The 15310-nt window shown below is 62.3% G+C and carries 11 protein-coding genes; 5 read left to right on the top strand and 6 right to left on the bottom strand.

What is annotated here, in order from left to right; genetic code table 11:
* Positions 1-42 precede the first annotated feature (42 nt).
* Positions 43-429 carry a hypothetical protein gene (locus ASG25_RS06730; protein WP_062470966.1) on the bottom strand — a complete coding sequence of 129 codons (387 nt, stop codon included), beginning with the start codon at positions 427-429 and terminating at the stop codon, positions 43-45.
* A 285-nt stretch (positions 430-714) separates the two neighbouring features.
* On the opposite strand from ASG25_RS06730, the gene ASG25_RS06725 reads away from it, so the two are divergent.
* Both ASG25_RS06725 and glgA read left to right on the top strand, forming a co-directional pair.
* Positions 715-996: a DUF2934 domain-containing protein gene (locus ASG25_RS06725; protein WP_062470963.1), complete on the top strand. Its 282-nt coding sequence runs from the start codon at positions 715-717 to the stop codon at positions 994-996.
* 240 nt (positions 997-1236) lie between these two features.
* Positions 1237-2694, top strand: coding sequence for a glycogen synthase GlgA (glgA, locus tag ASG25_RS06720; protein ID WP_062472323.1), 1458 nt, complete (start codon positions 1237-1239; stop codon positions 2692-2694).
* Positions 2695-2824: 130 nt separating this feature from the next.
* Here glgA and glgX read toward each other — a convergent pair whose 3' ends face one another.
* Complete coding sequence (gene glgX / locus ASG25_RS06715; protein WP_062472320.1) at positions 2825-4915, bottom strand: glycogen debranching protein GlgX; 2091 nt, start codon at positions 4913-4915, stop codon at positions 2825-2827.
* Positions 4916-5332: 417 nt separating this feature from the next.
* On the opposite strand from glgX, the gene treZ reads away from it, so the two are divergent.
* From treZ to ASG25_RS06700, 3 genes are all read left to right on the top strand, one after another.
* Positions 5333-7123 carry a malto-oligosyltrehalose trehalohydrolase gene (gene treZ / locus ASG25_RS06710; protein WP_062472317.1) on the top strand — a complete coding sequence of 597 codons (1791 nt, stop codon included), beginning with the start codon at positions 5333-5335 and terminating at the stop codon, positions 7121-7123.
* Between the two features lie 208 nt (positions 7124-7331).
* Entirely contained in the window at positions 7332-8261 is a 930-nt protein-coding gene (locus tag ASG25_RS06705) for a VOC family protein (protein ID WP_062470953.1), read from the top strand.
* A gap of 82 nt (positions 8262-8343) precedes the next feature.
* A complete protein-coding gene (locus tag ASG25_RS06700) occupies positions 8344-8946 on the top strand; it encodes an alpha/beta hydrolase (protein ID WP_062472314.1) in 603 nt (200 codons plus the stop codon).
* Positions 8947-8950: 4 nt separating this feature from the next.
* On the opposite strand, the gene ggt is transcribed toward ASG25_RS06700, so the two are convergent.
* The 4 genes from ggt to ASG25_RS06680 all read right to left on the bottom strand — a co-directional run bounded on the left by ggt (position 8951) and on the right by ASG25_RS06680 (position 15309).
* Positions 8951-10690 (bottom strand): gamma-glutamyltransferase, encoded by a 1740-nt coding sequence (gene ggt / locus ASG25_RS06695; protein ID WP_062470949.1) that lies wholly within the window; start codon positions 10688-10690, stop codon positions 8951-8953.
* 100 nt (positions 10691-10790) lie between these two features.
* Positions 10791-12737: a hypothetical protein gene (locus tag ASG25_RS06690; protein ID WP_082479947.1), complete on the bottom strand. Its 1947-nt coding sequence runs from the start codon at positions 12735-12737 to the stop codon at positions 10791-10793.
* A complete protein-coding gene (locus ASG25_RS06685; protein WP_062470945.1) occupies positions 12734-13768 on the bottom strand; it encodes a Gfo/Idh/MocA family oxidoreductase in 1035 nt (344 codons plus the stop codon). Before ASG25_RS06685 ends, ASG25_RS06690 begins: the two co-directional genes overlap by 4 nt.
* A gap of 197 nt (positions 13769-13965) precedes the next feature.
* The gene (locus tag ASG25_RS06680; protein ID WP_200942756.1) at positions 13966-15309 is read right to left on the bottom strand and encodes a four-carbon acid sugar kinase family protein; all 1344 of its coding nucleotides are present in this window, start codon (positions 15307-15309) and stop codon (positions 13966-13968) included.
* Between the last annotated feature and the right edge of the window lies 1 nt (position 15310).

The following is a 15310-nucleotide window of genomic DNA, read 5'->3' as shown; positions in this document are numbered from 1 at the left end:
GCGACGCGATGGCTTTCGGGTTTATACGCGGATGTTTCAAGATCACATCCCGTCGCGCTGCAGGAGCGCACGAACCTCTTCGAAACGGCGCTTGTTCGCCTCGTTGCGCTCATCCGGGCCGTAGCATGTGCTGGAGACGCAGAAACGCTGCAGGTTGAAGGGCGCAGCTGTGTTTTGAAATTCGCATTCGATGGAGTCGACCATATCCTTCTTTTCCACGCCTTCGCGCGTCGAGTAGGTCAGGCGCGCGCCTGGCGGCTTCAGCTCCGGAAAGGACTGGACAACGCCGGTCTGGAGCGTATCGGCAAGCAGCAGGTGCTTGGCGACCTGAACGCAGACATCTTCGATCTTCGGCGTTTGTGCGGCGGCCGGCGACAGTCCGATGAAGGTCGATGCCGCTGCAATGGCTAGAACAATCCGTTTTCTCATGACACACTCCGGGAGGCCGCCTGAGGCGGCAGTGACTGATCGGGAGCGTCGCGTTGGCAGACGGGCCTGCGCCGAGACGATCCATAAGCACTAGATAGGGCGGTTTCGACCGCCATCCAGCGGCTTCGGCGGTAGGGAACGCCGGTAGCCTCTGATCCTGCAACGTCTCGTCGCTCCTCCTTTCGGGAAGCGCCGGGACAGGCAAAATATCCAACCTGCCTGGAACCAAATCGACCCTCCTCGATTTGGGAGTGGCGGTAGTCCGGTTAGTAAAGGGAGAAGGCCATGACCGAGAAAGACGAAGACCTGATCAAGAAGCGGGCCTATGCCTTGTGGGAATCCGAAGGCCGGCCGGAAGGTCGTCACGACGAGCATTGGAACAAGGCGTATCAGGAGCTCGCGACGACCGAGAACACGTCCGTCCTGGGTGCGCCGGAAGGCCCCGAGGAGAATGCCGCGCCTGTGGATCAGCCTGCGAAGGCCGAGAAGGGCAAGCCGCCACTATCCGTTTTGGAAGGCGGCGCTGCAGGAAATCCCGGCGCCAAGCGCAAGCGAAAGTCGGTCTGAGACCGCGCAGGGCCGGACCTGTCCGGTGCCTGACATACCGACGTCGATACCTGCCCTCGCTCTTTTGCGAGGCAGGTGTCGCACCTATCGCACCGCACAAGTTTCTGGCCTGATCCGCAATATTTGTGCGGACACGGGGACCGCTTTCCTCCATCATTGGAGCATGAGGTGTTTCGTTTTTCTCCCGACCTCCATTTCAGCCGGCAATCCCATCGGATTGCGAAGAGGACCGTGGCCTTCGTGAACGTACTGTCTGTAACGTCGGAAATCTTCCCCCTGATCAAGACCGGCGGCCTTGCCGACGTGACAGGGGCTCTCCCGAAAGTGCTTGCCGCCCGGGGATATAAAACCCGCAGCCTGATCCCCGGCTACAGCTCCGTCCTTGCTGAGATCAGCAATGCGCGCCCCTTGCATTTCTTTCCTGATCTCTTCGGACATCCCGCGTGGCTGCTGGAAGCCGAATGCCAGGGTCTCGATCTCCTGGTGCTGAACGCGCCTGCGCTTTATGACCGGCCGGGTGGTCCGTATGTCGGCGAGGATGGCATGGACCATCCCGACAACTGGAAGCGCTTCGCTGTGCTTTCCTACGTGGCTTCTGCGGTCGCCGGCGGGCTTCTTCCGGAGTGGATGCCTGATCTTGTGCATACACATGATTGGCAGACGGCGCTGACCTCGGTCTACATGCGCTATTCGACCAATGCGAACACGATTCCCTCGGTTCTGACCATCCATAACCTCGCTTTTCAGGGGCAGTACGCGGCTGAGCACCTGAAGGATATCGGCCTTCCGCCCGAAGCACTGTCGATCGACTGCCTCGAATATTACGGCGACATGAGCTATCTGAAGGGGGGGATCCGTACCGCAAGTGCCATCACCACCGTCAGCCCGACCTATGCGCGCGAAATCGTGTCTCCAGAGCTCGGAATGGGTATGGAGGGCGCCCTGCTGTCGCGACTGGATACCTTTACCGGGATCGTCAACGGCATCGACAGCGAGATTTGGGATCCGGTGACCGACCCCTATCTTCCGGCCCGCTACGATGTGCGCCAGATCCGCAATCGGAGCGTCAACCGCGCGCGCCTGCTCGAGACGTTTCGCCTCGATCCGACACCGGGACCTGTTTTTGCGGCCGTTACCCGGCTCACCTGGCAAAAGGGTGGCGATATGCTGGCAGAGGTCGCAGAAGAGATCGCGGCACTGGGCGGCAAGTTGATCGTGCTCGGCAAGGGCTCCAAGGACATCGAGACGCAGCTTCTGCTGGCCGCAGGCCGCCATCCCGGCAGGATTGGCGTTCGCATCGGCTATGACGAGGAAACCGCGCATCTCGTTCATGGTGGCACCGATATCATTATCCAGCCGTCCCGCTTTGAGCCTTGCGGGCTGACGCAGCTCTATGCGCTGCGCTACGGTGCCGTGCCAGTGGTATCGCGAACGGGCGGTCTGTCGGAGACGATCATCGATGCCAATGATGCGGCCATGTCTGCGCGGGTGGCCACCGGCTTCCAGTTCCACCCCGCGACCAGCGACAATCTGCGTCTTGCCATCCATCGGGCGTTTCATGCCTATCGGGAACCGAAGAAGTGGGCCCGGCTCCAGAACCAGGGCATGAAGGCCAACTTCTCCTGGGAGCGGAGTGCCGAGCAGTATGCGGAACTCTATGGCAGGGTCATCGCACACGCGGCCAAGGCGACAGGCTGATCGGTTCCGATCTTCCCGAGCGTTCCCAAACTTCCCAAGCGTTTCAAGAAAAAGCCGGACTGACAGTGCGTCAGCCCGGCTTTTTTGTTGTGTCCCGCCGATCCGCGGGTGCGGGCCGGCACCGGCCCGGTCAGGCCGGGCGGAAGACCGCCAGGCTGCGCGCCTGCATGTCGAACGGTTCGGCGACGTCGACAGGCTGCGCCGCGATCGCGGGATCATCCGTCGTCAATTCGAGAACCCACTCGCCGTCGGGGCATTCGGGCAGGACAAACGGAACCACGCCGTCATGCGGGTTGAAGATCATCAGGATACGCGACCAGATGCCATCCTTGTCGGCAAGATCCTCTCGGGAGAGCATGGCCCCGATCGTTGTGCCGCCGCCGTCCTGCCACTGCTCGTCGGTCTGCTCGCCACCTCCGGCGTTGAGCCAGGTGATCACCATGCCGTCACGCCAGTTCTCACGGTGCAAGAGCGGCTGGTCCGCCCGCAGCGTCGTGAGCCGGCGGACAAAATCGCGCAAGACGTCTGCGCTGGGCGGCAGGTCTTCCCAGTGGATCCAGCTGATATCGCTGTCCTGGCAGTAGCCGTTGTTGTTGCCCATCTGGCTGCGACCGAACTCGTCGCCGCCGAGGATCATCGGCGTGCCGTGGGACAAGAGCAGCGTCGCAAGGAAGTTTCGCTTCTGGCGTTCCCGCGTCGCGTTGATGGTCTCGTCGTCGGTCGGACCTTCAGCGCCGTAGTTGAAGCTGCGATTGTCGCCATGACCGTCGTTGTTGTCCTCGCCATTTGCCTCGTTATGCTTCTCGTTGTAGGAGACGAGATCGTTGATGGTGAAACCATCATGGGCAGCGACGAAGTTGACGCTGGACCACGGGCGACGACCGCGAAGATCGTAGATATCGCCGGATCCAAAGAAGCGGGCCGCGAAGTCCGGCGCAGTCCCGTCCGTGTCCATCCAGTAGTCGCGGACCGTGTCGCGATACTTGTCGTTCCATTCGGCCCAGCCGGGCGGGAAACCGCCGACCTGATAACCGCCTGGTCCGATGTCCCAGGGTTCGCCGACGAGCTTGACCTTGGACAGGACGGGATCCTGCGTAACGGCGTCGAAGAAGCCGCCGCGCTGGTCGAAACCCTCCGGCTCGCGTCCCAGAATGGTGCCGAGGTCGAAGCGGAAGCCGTCGACATGCATGTCTTCGACCCAGTAGCGCAGCGAATCCGTCACCATCTGCAGCACGCGGGGGTGCGAGGTGTTGACCGTATTCCCGGTACCTGTGTCGTTGATGTAGTAGCGGTGGTTATCCGGCAGGGTGCGGTAGTAGGAGAAGTTGTCGATACCCTTGAACGAAAGGGTCGGCCCAAGTTCGTTGCCTTCGGCCGTATGGTTGTAGACCACGTCCAGGATGACCTCGAGGCCGCCATCGTGCAGCGCCCGTACCATGTCGCGGAAGCCATCCAGCGCCCGCGGACCGTAATAGCGCGTGGCCGGTGCGAAGAAGCCGAGCGTGTTGTAGCCCCAGTAATTGTGGAGGCCCTTGTCGACCAGCATGCTGTCGTCGGGGAAAAAGTGGGTCGGCAGCAGTTCAACCGATGTGATGCCGAGGCTCTTGAGGTAATCGACGGCCGCCTTGTGGCCCATGCCGTCGAACGTGCCGCGCATGTTCTCCGGAATGGCAGGGTGCAGCTTGGTGAAGCCCTTGACATGCGTCTCGTAGAAGATGGTCTTCGACCAGGGGATCAGCGGCCCACGGTCGCCCTTCCAGTCATAGGTCTTGGGATCGATGACCCGACCCTTCGGCGTCACGGGAGCGCTGTCGAGCGTGTTGAAGGTCAGGTCCTTGTCGTCTTCCGCGTCCATGTCATAGGCAAAATGTGCCTGGGACCACTGAACGTCGCCGACCAGCTCGCGGGCATAAGGATCGACCAGAAGCTTGTTCGGATTGAAGCGATGGCCACGTTCCGGATCATAGGGACCATGCACGCGATAGCCGTAAAGCGCGCCCGGCTTGAGGCCGGGGATGTAACCATGCCAGATCTCGTTGGTGTATTCCGGAAGCTCGATCCGGGCAACTTCGATCGCGCCGCTGTCGTCGAACAGGCAGAGCTCAACCCGTTCGGCATGGGCGGAAAAGATCGCGAAATTGACGCCATCCTTGTCGGGCGTCGCGCCGAGCGTATGCCAGTACCCCGGCTCGACTGCGTACTGATTGACTTTGGCGTCCATGAAGGCATCCCCTGTATTGATCCGATCAGAAATTGTGCGTCGCATCATTTTGTTCCCGCCGGTGTCGAGATTCTTTGTCCTGGCGTGATGAGAGCGTGATCTCCCGTCTTGCCGCACGCTCCCGGGCGTCCGTCTGGTCTGCACATTCGCCCTCCTAACTTTCCACCGATCAACAAGTTCGATGGCAGGAAAGATTGTCTCTGCGTGGTCTGTGCGTGCGCGCGTGAGGAGATCACCGGGTCTCCCGGGAGGCGTTGCCGTGCACCGCGGCATTCGCACACGATGGCCCGGAACATTTGCCCCAACCCGGATGTTGAGGGGCGGATCAAGGCCGTGCCGGGCGCCGGCGCCGGCGCTCCAGCTATGCCAGAACCGCACGCCGAACCTAATTGATACGAGGACAGGATGAACACCCTGATGACAAGCAAGAGCGTTGAACCTTCCGCAAACCGGCAGACGACAGCCTGGGGGCCGGAGCTTCTTGCCGAGGGCGGCGCCCGGTTCCGTCTCTGGGCTCCGGGCGAAGACAGGTTGACGCTGCGGCTCGACGGCACGGACCACGAGATGCGCAAGGCGGGCGAGGGATGGTTCGAGAGCGTTGTTCCCGAGGCAAAGCCGGGTGCTACCTATGCCTTCGTTCTCCCGGACGGAAAGGTCGTGCCGGACCCGGCAGCACGCGCGTTGGCAGAGGACGTGCACGGCCCGGCTGTGCTGGTCGATCCCGATGCCTATGAATGGCAGAACACCGGCTGGACCGGCATGCCTTGGGCGGAGACCATCCTCTATGAATTCCATGTCGGCACGTTTACGTCTGAAGGCACGTTCCGCGCCGCGATCGACAAGCTTGCGGCCATTGCCGAAACCGGAATCACCGCGATCGAAATCATGCCGGTCTCGCAGTTCGGCGGGACGCGAGGCTGGGGTTACGACGGCGTTTATCCCTATGCGCCGCACAATGCCTACGGCGCACCGGACGATCTCAAGGCCTTCATCGACGCCGCGCACGGCCTTGGTCTGATGGTCTACATGGATGTCGTCTACAATCACTTCGGTCCCGACGGAAACTACCTGAGCGCCTATGCGCCGGATTTCTTCCGGGAAGGCAAGAAGACACCGTGGGGAGCGGCCATTGCCTACAACAAGCGTCAGGTTCGCGATTTCTTCGTTGAGAATGCGCTCTATTGGCTGCGGGAATTCCGGATCGACGGGCTGCGTTTTGACGCAATCGACATGATCTTCGATGACGCGGAAACACATGTTCTCATCGAGATCGCGCGCCGGGCGCGGTCGGAGTTCGGAGCGCGCCATATTCACCTGGTCACCGAAGATCCGGCAAACCATATCGAACTGCGCAGAAACGACGACAACGAGACTCTCCTCTACGACGCCGACTGGAACGATGACTATCACCATGCGGCACATGTCGTGGCCACGGGCGAAAAGAACGGCTACTACGGCAAATTCGTCGACAAGCCGGTCGAAAACCTCGCCCGTGCTTTGACGGAAGGCTACATCTATCCCGGCCAGGAAGCGGTCGAGATGAGCGAGCCGGTGCCGATGGAAGCGTTCGTCGGGTTCCTGCAGAACCACGATCAGATCGGCAACCGCGCCTTCGGCGATCGGCTGATCACGCTGACGTCGAAAGAGATGCTGAAAGCACTGACGGTCGTCACCATGCTCGCGCCGCACATTCCCATGCTGTTCATGGGCGAGGAATATGGCGAAACACGTCCGTTCCTCTTCTTTACCGATTATCACGGCGACCTCGGCAAGGCGGTGCGGGAAGGCCGCCGCACCGACATGGACAATTTCGGTGGCTTGCCGGAGGGGAAATCCGTCGAGGACGTGGCCGATCCCAATGCGTTGGAAACGATGGAGAACACCCGTCTCGACTGGTCAAAGGCCGAAACGGAGGAAGGGCAGGCCTGGCGCGCGCTCTATCGCGACCTGATTGCCATCCGCAAGCGTGCGATTGTCCCATTGCTGGTCGCTGCGCCCAACACGCTGTCGGCCGGAACAGTGCTGACAGCGGAAGGTCGATTGCTGGCGATCGACTGGCAGCTTGGCGACCGTCGTCTGCAATTGCGCGCCAATCTCAGTGACGTCGCCGCCGACCTACCGCCGGCCACCGGCGAGACGCTTTACGGTGAGCACAGCACGCAGGGGATGGAACCACATTCGGTTCTGTTTGCCCTCGATCGCGCCTAGCATCGGAAGGGGCTCGGTGACAAAAGCCTAGTACCGAGCCCTACCAGTACCAGTCTGTGAACAGCGCGGACGGATTGTTCTCTTAATTGAGAACAATCCGTCCTGCATCGGTCCTCTATCGCGCTTTGCGCTCCTGCACCATCTTGGCCTCATCAAACGCTCGACAGCCACATCATGGCACCACGGTCGGGCAGGAAAGGATGAGATCATGATCAACCACATCAGGGGCCTCCATCACGTCACGTCGATGGCCGCGAATGCTCGTGTCAACAATGCGTTCTTCACGGATGTCCTCGGCCTTCGCCGCATCAAGAAGACCGTCAATTTCGATGCGCCCGACGTGTATCATCTCTATTACGGCGATGAAATCGGCACACCCGGCACCGTCATGACCTACTTTCCGTTTCCCCATATCGCCCGTGGCCGTCCCGGGACCGGTGAGGTCGGCACGACCGTATTCGCGGTACCAAGGGGGGCACTTCCGTTCTGGGCTGATCGCCTGAGCCGGAAAGGGGTCGCCAATGTCACGCCGAGCGAAACCTTCGGCGAGAAGCGGCTCTCGTTCACAGGTCCGGATGGCGACGGCTTCGCGCTGGTGGAAGTGGCCGATGATCCGCGCACGCCATGGACCGCAGGCGGCATCGATGAGGATCATGCCATTCGCGGCTTTCACTCGGTAGCGATGCGGCTGAGGGATGCGGGTGCGACCTCGGAGCTCCTCGGCTTCATGGGTTACGACACGCTGGAGAAACGCGACGGCGTGACACGCCTTCTCGTGCCCGGTGCAACGGCAGCAGGTGTCATCGACATCGAGACGCTGCCGGATGCGCCCGGAAGCCGTCAGGGTGCCGGTTCCGTTCACCATGTCGCCTTCGCCGTCGACAACCGTGCAGCCCAGCTCGAGGTGCGCAAGGCGCTGATGGAGACGGGATACCAGGTCACTCCGGTCATCGACCGCGATTATTTCTGGGCGATCTACTTCCGCACGCCGGGCGGCGTGCTGTTCGAGATCGCGACGAACGAACCCGGTTTCGAGCGTGACGAGGAACGGGCGCATCTGGGTGAAGCGCTGAAGCTGCCGCAGCAGCACAAGCACCTTCGGCCCATCCTCGAGCAGCAGCTGGAAAAGCTCGACTGAGGTTGCCACCGTCACCGAGAAAGAAACCGACAGAAGCCGGAGCCGTCGCAGGACATGCGACGGTGCTCCGGGGAGCATGGCCATGACAGATACGACCTACAAGCACCTGATGAAAGAGGGCGTGCAAGGTGCACCGCTTCTCGTGACACTGCACGGTACGGGCGGTGACGAGACCCAGTTTTTCGCCTTCGCAACCCAACTGCGGCCCGACGCCACCATCCTGTCACCGCGTGGTGATGTCTCAGAACACGGCGCGTCCCGCTTCTTCCGACGCACCGGCGAAGGCGTCTACGACATGACGGACCTCGCCCGCGGGACGCAGAAGCTGGCGAACTTCGTCCGCGAGAAGGCGCAGGCGACCGGAGCCTCCGAGGTCTTCGGTCTGGGCTTCTCCAATGGTGCCAACATCCTCGCCAATGTTCTGATCGAGTTTCCGGACCTGTTCGATCGGGCTGCGCTCCTGCACCCGCTGATTCCGTTTCAGCCAAAGCCGGCTCCGGGCCTTGCCGGGCGTCGCGTTCTCGTCACGGCAGGCGAGCGCGATCCGATCTGCCCGACGTCGTTGACCCTTGCGCTCGCTGAGTACTTCAGAGCGCAGGGTGCGACGACGGAGCTTTCCTGGCACAATGGCGGCCATGATATCCGCGAGAACGAGATCGAGGCGATGCGCACGCTGTTTGCGTAAGCCTTCAATATCCCCGCGCCGCGCCTGAGGCGGCGCGGCTGTCCATCGCGCCGTAGTAGCGGGCACCGCCGTTGGTCCCGGCCGACTCCGCTGCCGTCTTTCCGCCGACGAGGATTCCGGCTGCCTGTCCCCAGACAGGCCAGTTCTTGTCCGGTCCGATGTCGTGCCCCATGTCCCGCAGGATCTTCAGCGTATCGGCGGAGAGGGCAAAGGGTTCGATGGCCACCGAATCCGGCATCCATTGATGGTGCAGACGCGGCGCGTCGATCGCTTCCTGCAGTGTCATGCCATGGTCGATGACGTTCAGGATCGCCTCGAGCGTGATGGTGATTATGCGCGCGCCGCCGGGGCTGCCGATGACCATGAACGGCTTGCCGTCCTTGGTCACGATGGTGGGGCTCATGGAAGAGAGCGGCGTTTTGCCCGGTGCAATCGCGTTTGCTTCTCCCTGAACGAGGCCGTAAAGGTTCGGCGCGCCCGGCTTGGACGTGAAGTCGTCCATCTCGTTGTTGAGGAGAATCCCCGTGCCTGGCGCGACAACGCCGGCGCCGAAGGAGCCGTTGAGCGTGTAGGTCACGGAGACCGCATTGCCCTTCTCGTCCATGATCGAGTAATGCGTCGTCTCGTGGCTTTCCCCAAGCCCCTTCGGGGTCAGATCGGCGGAAACGCCGGCCTTTCGGAGGTCAATCTTTCCCCGGATTTCCTGCGCATAGGCTTTATCGACCAGTTTTTCGACCGGGTTCTTGACGAAGTCCGGATCGCCGAGGGCCGAATTGCGGTCGACATAGGCGTATCGCATCGCCTCGATCATGACATGCGCGGTTGCCGCCGAGCCAGCGCCGAGTTCGCCGAGGGGATATCCCTCGAGGATGTTCAGGATCTCGCAGAGGATGACGCCGCCCGAACTGGGCGGCGGAGAGGAAATGATCTCGTAGCCGCGATAGGTGCAGGTGACCGGTTTCAGTTCGCGCACCGCGTAGCGCTCGAAATCCTCCTTCGTCAGGATGCCGCCCTTGTCCTTGCTGGCTTTGACGATCTGGTCTGCGATGGAGCCCTTGTAGAAGGCGTCTGGGCCTTCTGTGGAGATCGCGGTCAGGCTTCGCGCCAGATCCGGCTGCATCAGCGTCCCGCCAATATCGGGCACGGTGCCATCCGGCTTCAGGAAGATCGCGGCGGCGGCCGGATCGCGGCCGAGCTTCTTGAGGCTGTTGCCGAGTGAAGCGACGTCCCCGCCATCCAGCGTAAAGCCTTGCTTTGCAAGTTTGATGGCCGGTGCCATGAGCGCCGCGCGCGACAAGCTTCCAAAGCGGGTTCGTGCAGCCTCGAATCCGGCAACCGATCCGGGTACGCCGACGGCAAGATAGCCGTCCGTGCTTCGTCCTTTGGCGATTTCGCCTTTTTCGTCAAGATACATCGTCTTCGTCGCAGCCAGCGGCGCCCGCTCGCGAAAATCGAGAAAACTTGTGCGACCGTCGGCAAGGCGAACCGTCATGAAGCCGCCGCCACCGATGTTTCCGGCCGTGGGATAGACGACCGCCAGGGCATAGCCCACCGCGACCGCGGCATCCACCGCATTGCCACCTTGGCGGAGAATGTCGACGCCGACGTCCGACGCCAGATGCTGGGCAGTGACCACCATGCCCTTCTCGCCGGCAACCGGCTGCGGCGACGCCGCCTGCACAGGAGGTGCAGCAAGGCAGGAAACGAGGGTCAGGTGCACGAAAGAGGTGCGGATGAGGGTCATGTGCGGGGCTCCTCCGGGAAGGCGACCGTGGTCGCAAGCCGAAACGATAGCCCAATCGTCGACGCGCCGCTTCCGAAAAATGCCGGCCCGGCGTTGCAGCTCAGGCGTCGATGCGCAGCACGCCGTAACCGCCGATCATGACGTTGCCGTTCTCGAGCACGTCGGCCCGCAAGGCACCGGTGGCTGATGATAACATCGTTTCGGCATCGAGCCTGAAGACGGAGGCGTGCGCCGGAATGTCGAGCACGGACAGATCGAGCGTCTGTGGCAGAGGCGTCAGGTTTCCAAGCAGGATGGTCAAGCCGCCCTCCCGCTCCGCCCGCATCCCCAGAACATGATCCGGTCGGCTGGAGTCGAGAACGGTCGTCATTGCGCCGGCGAGGTCCGCCAGCATGGAAACGACATGGAACAACGGTCGCCGCCCGCCTTCCGCAACCGGTTCGCCAGCACCTGCCATCAGGCCGAAGGGGCCCGTCAGCGCGGAGAGTGTCAACTGATCGAGCCCCGCAGGTGCCACTGAAATAGCATAGCCGACTGCATAGGCTGCGGCGAAAAGACCGGTCTGGCGTGGATCTCGGTTCGCCATCGGAATCCGGCTACCGCCAGGATTGTCCATCGTCCGGCTGCCATAAGGATTCTGCCGCATGGGAATGGTTGAGGGTCCGATGCGATAGCGCCGGTCGCCATAGATCGCGCGCACCGATCGCGTGATGAACGGCAGCGCCTCCAGCGTCTGCATGACACTGTGATCGTCCGCAGCATGCACGATCGGGTTGGTGCAATGGCTGATGAAGTCGAGGTTGTCAGCAGGCACGCGTTTGCGGTTGAGCTCGGTGAAGTAGCTGAGCATGCCGCCACCGAGCATCGCGGACGGGAAGACGGTTCTGGCCGCAGCATAGACATCTTCAAGCGGCGGGCACTTCGGCCAGCGGCTGCCGGGCGGCGTGGATTGCCGATCGACAGCGGGAGAGACCATGATGGCATCCGGGGCAAATCCCGCCATGTGCATCGCTGCGGCAATGGCGCCCAGTTCCTCGTCCAGAGCCGACCGGCAGGGAAGTGCGATCTCCAGGTTGGTCGATCCGCGATGGGCGGCGGCAAGCGCTGCAAAATCCCCGAACACAGCGGCATCGTGCCCGGCGAGCGGATCGAAGGGGAACAGCAATGCCTGTGCCCCGGGACTGGTCCCCGCCTCCAGCAAGGCCTGGCTCGACACGGCCTCCTCGGGGGTGATGATGAGGCCGATGGGCGGCAGCTTCTGTGCGGATCCTTCAGTCAGGGACAGCTTGATCGGTGTCGCTGTTTGTGCCGCCAAGGGCGCGACCGGCAAAGACGGCGCGTCATGCATGACCTGCAGCGTGATCGCCTGTTCAACCTCGGCACCCGCTGCAATATGATAGGGCCAGGGTAGGGCAAGCGGGCGGACATAGGTCTTGTAGGACGCGTCCGACCAGTTGCGCTGATCCTCCATCTCGAAGGTATCGCCTTCCATTCGGCATTCGACTTTGACGCCGGGCCGGGCCAAGTGCGTGATGGCCCGCATGTCCTTGAAGGGCTGCCAGGGTTCGATAAGGTCCGGCAGGACGGTGTCCTCCAGGGTCCCATCGACATGCTCGATGTGAACCGCCGATCCCGCGACGCCGACGATCGGGTGAAGCACGCAGAAGCCGCAGCGATTGGTTTCAAAGCCCGTCTCAGATCGCGCCGTCCCGGAAAAACGCAGGCGCCCGTCGCTTTCCCCGTCGATCCGGGCCTTGATGTCGAGATGCGTCCCGTCCGGGCCTAAGCATGTCGCGCCATAAGAAACGGTGAAGCCGTTTGCATGCTGATCGACCACCAGATCCGCGATTTCGGGATCGTACGTGCCCCAGTCCCGATCGCGCACCAGGAAGGAGATGGCGCGAAGCACCTCCACGCCCTCGTAGCGGATGTTACGCAAAGCGCCACCGGAGAACTCTGCGGAAAGGCCGCCCGCGATCAGAACCAGAGGGTCCGTTTCGGTCCGGAAGGTGCCGGTCAGGCGAAAGGCGAGCGCGTCCTGCGTCATGCGACCAGCGGACCGATGGCGACGGGCTGAAGCGTTGCGGCGCTTTCATAGGCCGCCTCGACCAGCGCGAAGGTCTTCAGATTGTCGGCGCCGGACGTGGAAATCGCGGTCTCACCCGCCAGAGCCCTTGTCCAATGCTGCTGGATCGCAAGGACGCTCTCCTGGATATTGTGCCAGGGGCGTGAGGCCCAGGGAAGAAGAGTCGGCGAGACGTCGTGCGTTTCGGTGCCCGACGCGGTGGTGATCTCCAGCCGGTATCCCTGCATCAACCGGAGGCTGCCCTCCGTCCCGTCCAGCTCGATCAAGGTTTCGGGGAAAGGCTCGACGGACGCCTTGGTGGCATAACTGACGTCGACGACCGAGGTCGCGCCGCATGCGTGGTCCAGCAGGATCGTTGCCACGTCCTCGCCCTTGATCGCAGGATTGACGCGCTTGGTGCGGGCGGTCAGCGCGGTGACGTCGCCGAGGATGTAACGGGCGATATCGAGCGTGTGGATTCCGAGGTCTTCGATGATGAAGCGTTTCCCTTCGGCAAGATAAGGCTGGCCCGAAAACACGTCGTAGCCGGAACGGAAGGAAAATCGGCCCCAGAAGGGCGTGCCGATCGCTGAGCGATCGAGCACCTTGCGCACGGCCTGGATCGGCGTCTGCCAACGGAAGTTCTCGTGGATCATCAGCGGAACGCCCGCAGTGGTACACGCGTCGACCATCGCCTTTGCATCCTTAAGCGTGGGGGCAAACGGCTTTTGGCAGATGACCGGGAGCCGGTAGGAGGCCGCCATCTCAACCAGCGCGCGATGGCTGTTGACCGTTGTCGCAATATCGACGAAGTCGAACCCCCCGTCGGCCATCATCGCGGCGGCATCGCTATAACGGCGCGCGATGTCGAACTGGTCGCCGACGATCCGCAAACGGTCCGGATCGCGGTCGCAGATGGCAACGATCTCTGCGCCCTCCACATCCCGCCAGGCATGCATCTGGTTGACCGCGAAGAAGCCGCAACCGATCAGCGCTCCCTTGAAATTCGGCATCGTCAGTATCCTTGAAAAAATGGCATCGGTCAGTCGCGTGGCTGAGGTTATCCGCCGGATTCTCTATGATCTCCCGGGGCGAAGAGACCTTTTCCAAGCGACAGCATCTGCGGGTAAAAATGCCGAACGCAACCGTTCGATGGCATAGGCGATCATCCTGTTTGGTCACCGCATCTAACGATGACTGGTATAATGAGTCAACCAGCTGCGATCGCATGTCCGTCTCGGATTTGCGCGAAATAACCATCGCGACCCACCTGTCCGCCTTTCAAGGCGATCTGCAGACCATTGGTCGGTGCATGCAGGCCGTGCGCGGTGCAGAGCGGCGATCCCGGTGTTTCCGGCAGCGGCAGCAACGTGGTCAGTGCGTCGACCTTGAGAGCACCGAGCGCATGGCTCGATGTGTCACCGCCCGCGATCACGGCACGGCTCAGGGTCTGCGTTTCGATCAGGTGCAGAAGAATGCGGCCCAGCATCTGGCCCAGCCGATGCCGGCTGCCTGCCACCCGGTCGATCTCGCTGCCACGGTCTGCGCCTGGTCCAAGTGCGGTATGCAGGATGACGCTGCGGCCGGCAGCAAGACCTGCCTCTGCAGCCTCGATCGCACGGCGCATCGCCGTCTCGCCATTCTCGCCGAGAAGCTCCAGCGGGTCGAGCGGCACGCCGTCGAACCCGTCGAACCCGGTTGCCTGCCGGATCTGCCGCTCTGTGGTAGGAGAGACGCTGCCGGAAACGACGGCGATCCGATCTGCCGAACCGGGAGACGGAAAATCCCGCTTGCCCTCGACACGCCCTTCCGTCTGCCATGCCTGAAGAAGGGCATATTCAATGCCTGACGACCCTGCCATGAACCGCGATCCACGCTCTGCAAGGCGAAGCAACTGAACACCTGCCGCCTTCTGTGTGTCCGGCCCATCCACATCCAGCATCAGGATACCCTTGCCGGTCATCGCTGCGAGGCGCGCATCCACGCCGGTATCGGTGAGCGAGGTGAGATCGGCCAGGGCGACCGGAAGGTCCGTCTGGCGACGAAGATGCAGCGTCAGGTCGGCCTCGTTCATCGGCGTTACCGGATGCCGGCTCATCACCGGATGGCGGTCGATCCGGAACACATCGTTTTGATAGCCGGCAAATAAATGGCCGAAGGCCGTGTAGCGTCTCAGCTGCGGCGCGCCGACGACAAGAGGCGCAACATCCTGCCGGAACACATCGAGCCCGATTTCGATCGCCCGCCCGATATTGCCGACGGCAGGGGCGGAGTCGAAGGTCGAGCAGACCTTGTAGTGGCAGACCATCGCCTGTCTTGCCTTCAGCCATTCAAAGACCGACCTCAGCTGTGCATCCATCCAGTCGGGCGTCTCGCTGCGGCTGGTTCCGGCAAGGCCGATGGCACGGCAATGGGCAAAGCGCTGCAGCAGCGCGTCATCGGGAACGCGCAGGAAGAGCACGGTTTCCACGCCCCGCGACGCCAAGGCTTCCATGACGTCGGTCGAGCCGGTAAAATCGTCGCCGTAATAGCTGAGAAACAGCGGGTCGGCCATG

It is taken from the genome of Rhizobium sp. Leaf384 (assembly GCF_001424065.1).
Classification (GTDB): Bacteria; Pseudomonadota; Alphaproteobacteria; order Rhizobiales; family Rhizobiaceae; genus Ferranicluibacter.
The sequence above is the reverse complement of the archived record's forward strand: the minus strand, read 5'-3'. Positions and strand labels throughout refer to the sequence as shown.

Bases quoted from the DNA above. Each gene is read 5' to 3' on its own strand.
- ASG25_RS06730 (WP_062470966.1), bottom strand. From the start codon at position 429: ATGAGAAAACGGATTGTTCTAGCCATTGCAGCGGCATCGACCTTCATC.
- ASG25_RS06725 (WP_062470963.1), top strand. From the start codon at position 715: ATGACCGAGAAAGACGAAGACCTGATCAAGAAGCGGGCCTATGCCTTG.
- glgX (WP_062472320.1), bottom strand. From the start codon at position 4,915: ATGGACGCCAAAGTCAATCAGTACGCAGTCGAGCCGGGGTACTGGCAT.
- treZ (WP_062472317.1), top strand. From the start codon at position 5,333: ATGACAAGCAAGAGCGTTGAACCTTCCGCAAACCGGCAGACGACAGCC.
- ASG25_RS06705 (WP_062470953.1), top strand. From the start codon at position 7,332: ATGATCAACCACATCAGGGGCCTCCATCACGTCACGTCGATGGCCGCG.
- ASG25_RS06700 (WP_062472314.1), top strand. From the start codon at position 8,344: ATGACAGATACGACCTACAAGCACCTGATGAAAGAGGGCGTGCAAGGT.
- ggt (WP_062470949.1), bottom strand. From the start codon at position 10,690: ATGACCCTCATCCGCACCTCTTTCGTGCACCTGACCCTCGTTTCCTGC.
- ASG25_RS06690 (WP_082479947.1), bottom strand. From the start codon at position 12,737: ATGACGCAGGACGCGCTCGCCTTTCGCCTGACCGGCACCTTCCGGACC.
- ASG25_RS06685 (WP_062470945.1), bottom strand. From the start codon at position 13,768: ATGCCGAATTTCAAGGGAGCGCTGATCGGTTGCGGCTTCTTCGCGGTC.
- ASG25_RS06680 (WP_200942756.1), bottom strand. From the start codon at position 15,309: ATGGCCGACCCGCTGTTTCTCAGCTATTACGGCGACGATTTTACCGGC.